The 6,557-nt window shown below is 57.4% G+C and carries 4 protein-coding genes and 1 tRNA gene; 3 read left to right on the top strand and 2 right to left on the bottom strand.

Annotated features, from left to right (window positions below):
- Positions 1–10: 10 nt before the first annotated feature.
- Positions 11–86, bottom strand: a tRNA-Gly gene (locus tag BM373_RS20870).
- A 298-nt stretch (positions 87–384) separates the two neighbouring features.
- On the bottom strand, positions 385–930 hold the full coding sequence (gene orn / locus BM373_RS20865) for an oligoribonuclease (RefSeq protein ID WP_090465998.1): 546 nt from the start codon (positions 928–930) through the stop codon (positions 385–387).
- Positions 931–1,037: 107 nt separating this feature from the next.
- On the opposite strand from orn, the gene rsgA reads away from it, so the two are divergent.
- The 3 genes from rsgA to mscM all read left to right on the top strand — a co-directional run bounded on the left by rsgA (position 1,038) and on the right by mscM (position 6,485).
- Positions 1,038–2,090, top strand: coding sequence for a small ribosomal subunit biogenesis GTPase RsgA (rsgA, locus tag BM373_RS20860; protein WP_090465995.1), 1,053 nt, complete (start codon positions 1,038–1,040; stop codon positions 2,088–2,090).
- Positions 2,091–2,177: 87 nt separating this feature from the next.
- On the top strand, positions 2,178–3,140 hold the full coding sequence (gene asd / locus BM373_RS20855) for an archaetidylserine decarboxylase (RefSeq protein ID WP_090465992.1): 963 nt from the start codon (positions 2,178–2,180) through the stop codon (positions 3,138–3,140).
- Positions 3,141–3,161: 21 nt separating this feature from the next.
- Positions 3,162–6,485 carry a miniconductance mechanosensitive channel MscM gene (gene mscM, locus BM373_RS20850; protein WP_090465989.1) on the top strand — a complete coding sequence of 1,108 codons (3,324 nt, stop codon included), beginning with the start codon at positions 3,162–3,164 and terminating at the stop codon, positions 6,483–6,485.
- The last annotated feature ends 72 nt before the right edge of the window (positions 6,486–6,557 follow it).

The raw sequence follows: 6,557 nt of genomic DNA, 5'->3' as shown, positions 1-6,557 counted from the left end.
AATCAAATTTTGGAGCGGGAAACGAGACTCGAACTCGCGACCCCGACCTTGGCAAGGTCGTGCTCTACCAACTGAGCTATTCCCGCTCTGTGTAACGCTGCAATTTCTGCATCGGTACGGGAGGCGCATTATACGAGAATTCATTTTAGCTGCAAGCCCTGCAGCGCAAAATTTTGATTTTTTTGTTCAAGTGCTGAATTAATCGGCAAGATGGTGATTTTGTATTCTGAATGGTTAAAAACCCCTCACCCTAACCCTCTCCCCTGGGGAGAGGGAACAGATCGAGTGCGGACTAATCTTTCCCCCTCTCCCCGAAAAGACGAGCGCGGGCTGGCCTTCCCCCTCTCCCCAGGGGAGAGGGCCGGGGTGAGGGGGCAACCCACCTTAAAGCTTAATAAAATGCTCCCGGTAATACGCCAGCTCCGCCACCGACTCGCGGATATCATCCATTGCCTGGTGCGTATTCTGCTTCTTCAGACCATCCAGCACTTCCGGCTTCCAGCGTTTAGCCAGCTCTTTCAGCGTGCTGACGTCGAGATAGCGGTAATGGAAATAGGCTTCCAGTTCCGGCATGTACTTAAACAGGAAGCGGCGATCCTGGCCGATGCTGTTGCCGCAAATCGGCGATTTCCCTGCCGGTACCCACTCTTTCAAAAACTCAATCGTCGCAAGCTCGGCCGCACGGTCGTCCTGGGTACTGGCTTTCACGCGATCCACCAGACCGCTGCCGGTATGGGTTCGCACGTTCCAGTCGTCCATCAGCGCCAGTTGTTCATCCGACTGATGCACGGCAATCACCGGGCCTTCTGCCAGAATGTTCAGGTTCGCATCGGTGACCAGCGTTGCAATTTCGATAATCCGATCCTGCTTAGGATCGAGGCCGGTCATTTCCAGATCGATCCAAATGAGGTTGTTTTCATTTGCACTCATGCTATTTTCCACCCTTCTCGCATAACCAGCCACATCTGGTTAACTACTATAAAATAGCGTGTATCATAGAGGTTTTGCCCATAAGGGGCGACCAGGAGTCAGCACGATTGAGTAAAAATAAACTCTCCAAGGGCCAACAACGCCGTGTCAAAGCGAATCATCAGCGGCGGCTCAAAACCTCTGTGGAGAAGCCGGAGCCTGATGACACCCTGTTTGGCGAGCCCGCTGAAGGTATCGTTATCAGCCGTTTTGGTATGCATGCCGACGTCGAAGCTGCCAACGGTGAAACGCACCGCTGCAACATCCGCCGCACAATCCGTTCGCTGGTCACCGGCGATCGCGTCGTCTGGCGTCCGGGTAAAGCCGCAGCCGAAGGGGTGAACGTTAAAGGGATCGTCGAAGCGGTGCACGAGCGCACTTCCGTCCTGACGCGCCCGGACTTTTACGACGGCGTGAAGCCTATCGCGGCCAATATCAATCAGATCGTGATTGTTTCCGCCATTCTGCCGGAGCTGTCACTTAACATCATCGACCGCTACCTGGTTGCCTGCGAAACGCTGGACGTTGAGCCGATCATCGTGCTGAACAAAATCGACCTGCTGGATGCAGAAGGCATGGCTTTTGTGAATGAGCAGATGGATATCTACCGCGGCATTGGTTACCGCGTGTTAATGGTGTCCAGCCACACGCAGGATGGTTTAAAACCGCTGGAAGAAGCTCTCACCGACCGCATCAGTATCTTTGCCGGGCAGTCCGGGGTGGGGAAATCCAGCCTGCTGAACGCGCTGCTGGGCCTGAAACAAGAAATTTTAGTCAACGACGTTTCCGATAACTCGGGGCTGGGTCAGCACACCACCACCGCCGCGCGCCTGTACCACTTCCCGCACGGCGGCGATGTGATCGACTCCCCCGGCGTGCGTGAATTTGGTCTGTGGCACCTTGAACCGGATCAGATCACCCACGGCTTTGTGGAATTTCACGACTATTTAGGCCACTGCAAATACCGCGACTGTAAGCACGATACCGATCCAGGGTGTGCCATTCGTGAAGCAGTCGATAATGGCAAGATCGCAGAAACCCGTTTCGAAAATTATCACCGCATTCTGGAAAGCATGGCGCAAGTAAAAACGCGTAAACACTTTTCTGATACCGATGATTGACCAGTAAGCTTGCCATCGCTCATTTTTAGATGATCCGCTATTTGAGTGCGGATCAAGAACGACATAAACAATAGCCTGGAGGCTACCTTGTTAGATTCATTCAAACTTTCGCTTCAATACATCCTGCCTAAACTGTGGCTTACCCGCCTCGCGGGCTGGGGCGCAAGCAAACGCGCAGGTTGGTTGACCAAACTGGTTATCGATCTGTTCGTCAAATACTACAAGGTCGATATGAAAGAGGCGCAAAAGCCGGATACCGCCAGCTATCGCACCTTTAACGATTTCTTTGTCCGCCCGCTGCGCGATGAAGTGCGTCCGCTCAATACCGATCCGAACGTGCTGGTGATGCCTGCGGATGGCGTGATCAGCCAGTTAGGTCGCATCGAAAACGACAAGCTGTTGCAGGCGAAAGGCCACAACTACAGCCTCGAAGCGCTGCTGGCAGGTAACTACCTGATGGCGGATCTGTTCCGCGAAGGGTCGTTTGTCACGACCTATCTGTCACCGCGCGACTACCATCGCGTACATATGCCGTGTAACGGTATCCTGCGCGAGATGATCTACGTGCCGGGCGATCTCTTTTCCGTTAACCATCTGACCGCGCGTAACGTGCCTAACCTGTTTGCCCGTAACGAGCGCGTTATCTGCCTGTTCGATACCGAATTCGGTCCGATGGCGCAAGTTCTCGTGGGTGCGACCATCGTTGGCAGCATTGAAACCGTGTGGGCAGGCACTATCACCCCGCCGCGCGAAGGTATCATCAAGCGCTGGACGTGGCCTGCAGGTGAAAGCGAAGGTTCCGTCGCACTGCTGAAAGGCCAGGAGATGGGTCGCTTTAAGCTGGGCTCTACGGTCATCAACCTCTTCGCACCAGGTAAAGTGGATCTCATGGAGCAGCTACAAAGCCTCTCCGTGACCAAAATCGGCGAACCGCTGGCCGTCTCCACCGAAGCCATTGTGATGCCGGAGCCGACGCCGCTTTCGCCGGAAGAGATTGAAGCCGAGCACGACGCCAGCCCGCTTGTGGACGACCACAAAGACCCTGTTTGATTTTTACAAAGGTAAACTGACGTGCGCCTGATTATCACTTTTCTGATGGCCTGGTGCCTCAGTATGGGGGCGTTCGCAGCGACCGTCCCCGACACAAAACAGATAACCCAGGAACTGGAGCAGGCTAAGGCGGCGAAAGCGTCGCCCGATCAGGCCGAAACCGTTGAGGTGCTCCAGGCCGCGCTCAATGCGCTCGACGAGCGAAACGCCTCGCTCGAGCGCGCTAAGCAATACCAGCTGGTTATCGACAACTTCGCCAAAACCTCCCAGACCCTGCGTTCGCAGTTCAATAACCTGCGCGACGAACCTAAATCCGTCCCCGCCGGAATGAGCTCTGACGCGCTGAATCAGGAGATCCTGCAAGTCAGCAGCCAGTTGCTGGATAAAACCCGGCTGGCGCAGCAGGAACAAGAACGCGCCCGCGAAATCAGCGACTCGCTGAGCCAGCTCCCGCAACAGCAAACCGATGCCCGTCGCCAGCTTAACGAGGTGGAACGTCGCGCCGGCACGCAAAGCGGCACGACCGCCCTCGCCCAGGCGCAGGCGTTCGCGGCACAGGCGGAATCCGCGCGCCTCAAAGCTCTGGTGGATGAACTGGAGCTGGCACAGCTCTCAGCCAATAATCGCCAGGAGCTGGCCCGGATGCGCTCAGAACTGGCGCAAAAACAGAGCGAGCAGCTCGACGCGTATTTGCAGGCACTGCGTAATCAACTCAACAGCCAGCGCCAGCGCGAAGCCGAACAGGCGCTGGAAAGCACCGAACTGCTGGCGGAAAACAGCGCCAATTTACCCGCCGGGATCGTCGCGCAGTTCAAAATTAACCGCGAACTGTCGCAGGCACTGAATCAACAGGCGCAGCGCATGGATCTGGTCGCCTCTCAGCAACGGCAGGCGACCAGCCAGACCTTGCAGGTACGTCAGGCGCTCAACACCCTGCGCGAACAGTCTCAGTGGCTTGGCGCATCCAATATGCTCGGCGAAGCGCTGCGTGCGCAGGTCGCCAGACTGCCGGAGATGCCGAAACCGCAACAGCTTGATACCGAAATGGCGCAGCTGCGTGTGCACCGGATGCGTTATGAGGATCTGCTCAACAAGCAGCCGCAACTGCGACAGCTTCGCCAGACCAACGGACAGGCGCTCACCAGCGAACAAAACCGCATTCTGGAAGCGCAGTTGCGCACGCAGCGTGAACTGCTCACCTCGCTGTTGCAGGGCGGCGACACGCTGATCCTTGAACTGACCAAACTTAAGGTGTCGCACACCCAGCTTGAAGATGCGCTGAAAGAGGTGAACGAGGCCACCCACCGCTACCTGTTCTGGACCTCAGACGTCAGCCCGATGACGCTCTCCTGGCCCATCGACATCGTGCAGGATTTGCGCCGCCTGATCTCACTCGACACCGTCAGCCAGTTGGGTAAAGCGACGCTGATGATGTTGACCAGCAAAGAGACGCTACTGCCACTGTTTGCCGCGCTCGGACTGGTGGGCTTCAGCCTCTATTCGCGCAAACACTTCACCCGTTTTCTGGAACGGTCTGCCGCCCGCGTGGGTAAGGTCACCCAGGATCACTTCTGGCTGACGCTGCGCACGGTGTTCTGGTCAATTCTGGTCGCCTCCCCGCTGCCGGTGCTGTGGGCCACGCTCGGTTACGGTCTGCGCGAAGCCTGGCCGTATCCGCTGGCGGTAGCGATTGGCGACGGCGTGACCGCCACCGTGCCGCTGCTGTGGGCAGTCATGATTTGCGCCACCTTTGCCCGTCCTAATGGCCTGTTTGTCACCCACTTTGGCTGGCCGCGCGCGCGCGTGGCACGGGGGATGCGCAACTATCTGATGAGTATTGGCATGATCATCCCGCTGATTATGGCGCTGATCATGTTTGATAATCTGAACGATCGTGAGTTTTCCGGATCCCTTGGCAGGCTCTGTTTCCTGCTGATCTGCGGCGCGCTGGCGATGGTTACGCTAAGCCTAAAGCGGGCGGGCATTCCGCTGTATCTCGATAAAACCGGCAGCAGCGATAACATGGGTAACCATTTGCTGTGGAACCTGTTGCTCAGTGCGCCTTTGCTGGCGATGCTCGCCGCCGCTGTCGGCTATCTGGCCACGGCGCAGGCGCTGCTGGCGCGTCTGGAAACCTCGGTCGCTATCTGGTTCCTGCTGCTGGTGGTGTATCACATCATCCGTCGCTGGATGCTGATCCAGCGTCGCCGTCTGGCCTTTGATCGCGCCAAGCATCGCCGGGCGGAGATCCTCGCTCAGCGCGCGCGGGGTGAAGAAGATCCGCACGCCATGACCAGTACCGAAGGCACGATCGATGTGGACATCAGCGAGGTGGATCTCGACACCATCAGTACCCAGTCGCTGCGGCTGGTGCGCTCGATCCTGATGCTGGTCGCGTTGCTGTCGGTGATTGTGCTGTGGTCGGAAATCCATTCTGCCTTCGGTTTTCTGGAAAACATCTCCCTGTGGGACGTGACGTCCACCGTGCAGGGCGTGGAAAGCCTGGAGCCGATTACCCTTGGCGCGGTGCTGATCGCCATTCTGGTGTTCATCATCACCACGCAACTGGTGCGCAATCTGCCCGCGCTGCTGGAGCTGGCGCTGTTGCAGCATCTCGATTTGACGCCGGGTACCGGTTACGCCATTACCACCATCACCAAATACCTGCTGATGCTGTTTGGCGGACTGGTGGGCTTCTCGATGATTGGTATCGAGTGGTCAAAACTGCAATGGCTGGTAGCGGCGTTAGGTGTGGGGCTGGGCTTCGGCTTACAGGAGATCTTCGCCAACTTTATTTCCGGCCTGATCATTCTGTTTGAAAAACCGATCAGGATCGGCGACACGGTGACGATCCGTGATTTGACCGGCAGCATCACGAAGATCAACACGCGCGCCACGACCATCAGCGACTGGGATCGCAAAGAGATCATCGTGCCGAACAAAGCGTTTATCACCGAGCAGTTTATCAACTGGTCGCTGTCGGACTCGGTGACGCGTGTGGTGCTGACGGTGCCTGCGCCGGCGGACGCCAACAGCGAAGAGGTGACGCAACTGCTCTATACCGCCGCCGAGCGCTGTTCGCTGGTGATTGATAACCCGCCCCCGGAAGTGTTTCTGGTCGATTTGCAGCAGGGTATTCAGCTTTTTGAACTGCGTATTTATGCCGCAGAGATGGGCCACCGGATGCCGCTACGCCACGAGATCCACCAGCTGATTCTGGCGGGCTTCCGCGAGCACGGTATCGACATGCCGTTCCCGCCGTTCCAGATGCGCCTGGAAACGTTGGGCGGTAAAGCCAGAACGCTCAATTCAACAGGGCGTGGCCGCCCGGCGGGGAGCCTGTAAACCCTCACCCCGGCCCTCTCCCTCAGGGAGAGGGTGAAAAGCGGGTCCGCACTCGAGCCGTCCCCTCTCCCG

Source organism: Enterobacter sp. kpr-6 (assembly GCF_900116015.1).
GTDB lineage: Bacteria > Pseudomonadota > Gammaproteobacteria > Enterobacterales > Enterobacteriaceae > Enterobacter_D.
Note: the sequence above shows the minus strand (reverse complement) of the source record. Positions and strands in the feature narration are given on the sequence as shown.

Excerpts from the sequence above, each read along its gene's own strand:
- orn (WP_090465998.1), bottom strand. The coding sequence starts at position 930 with ATGAGTGCAAATGAAAACAACCTCATTTGGATCGATCTGGAAATGACC.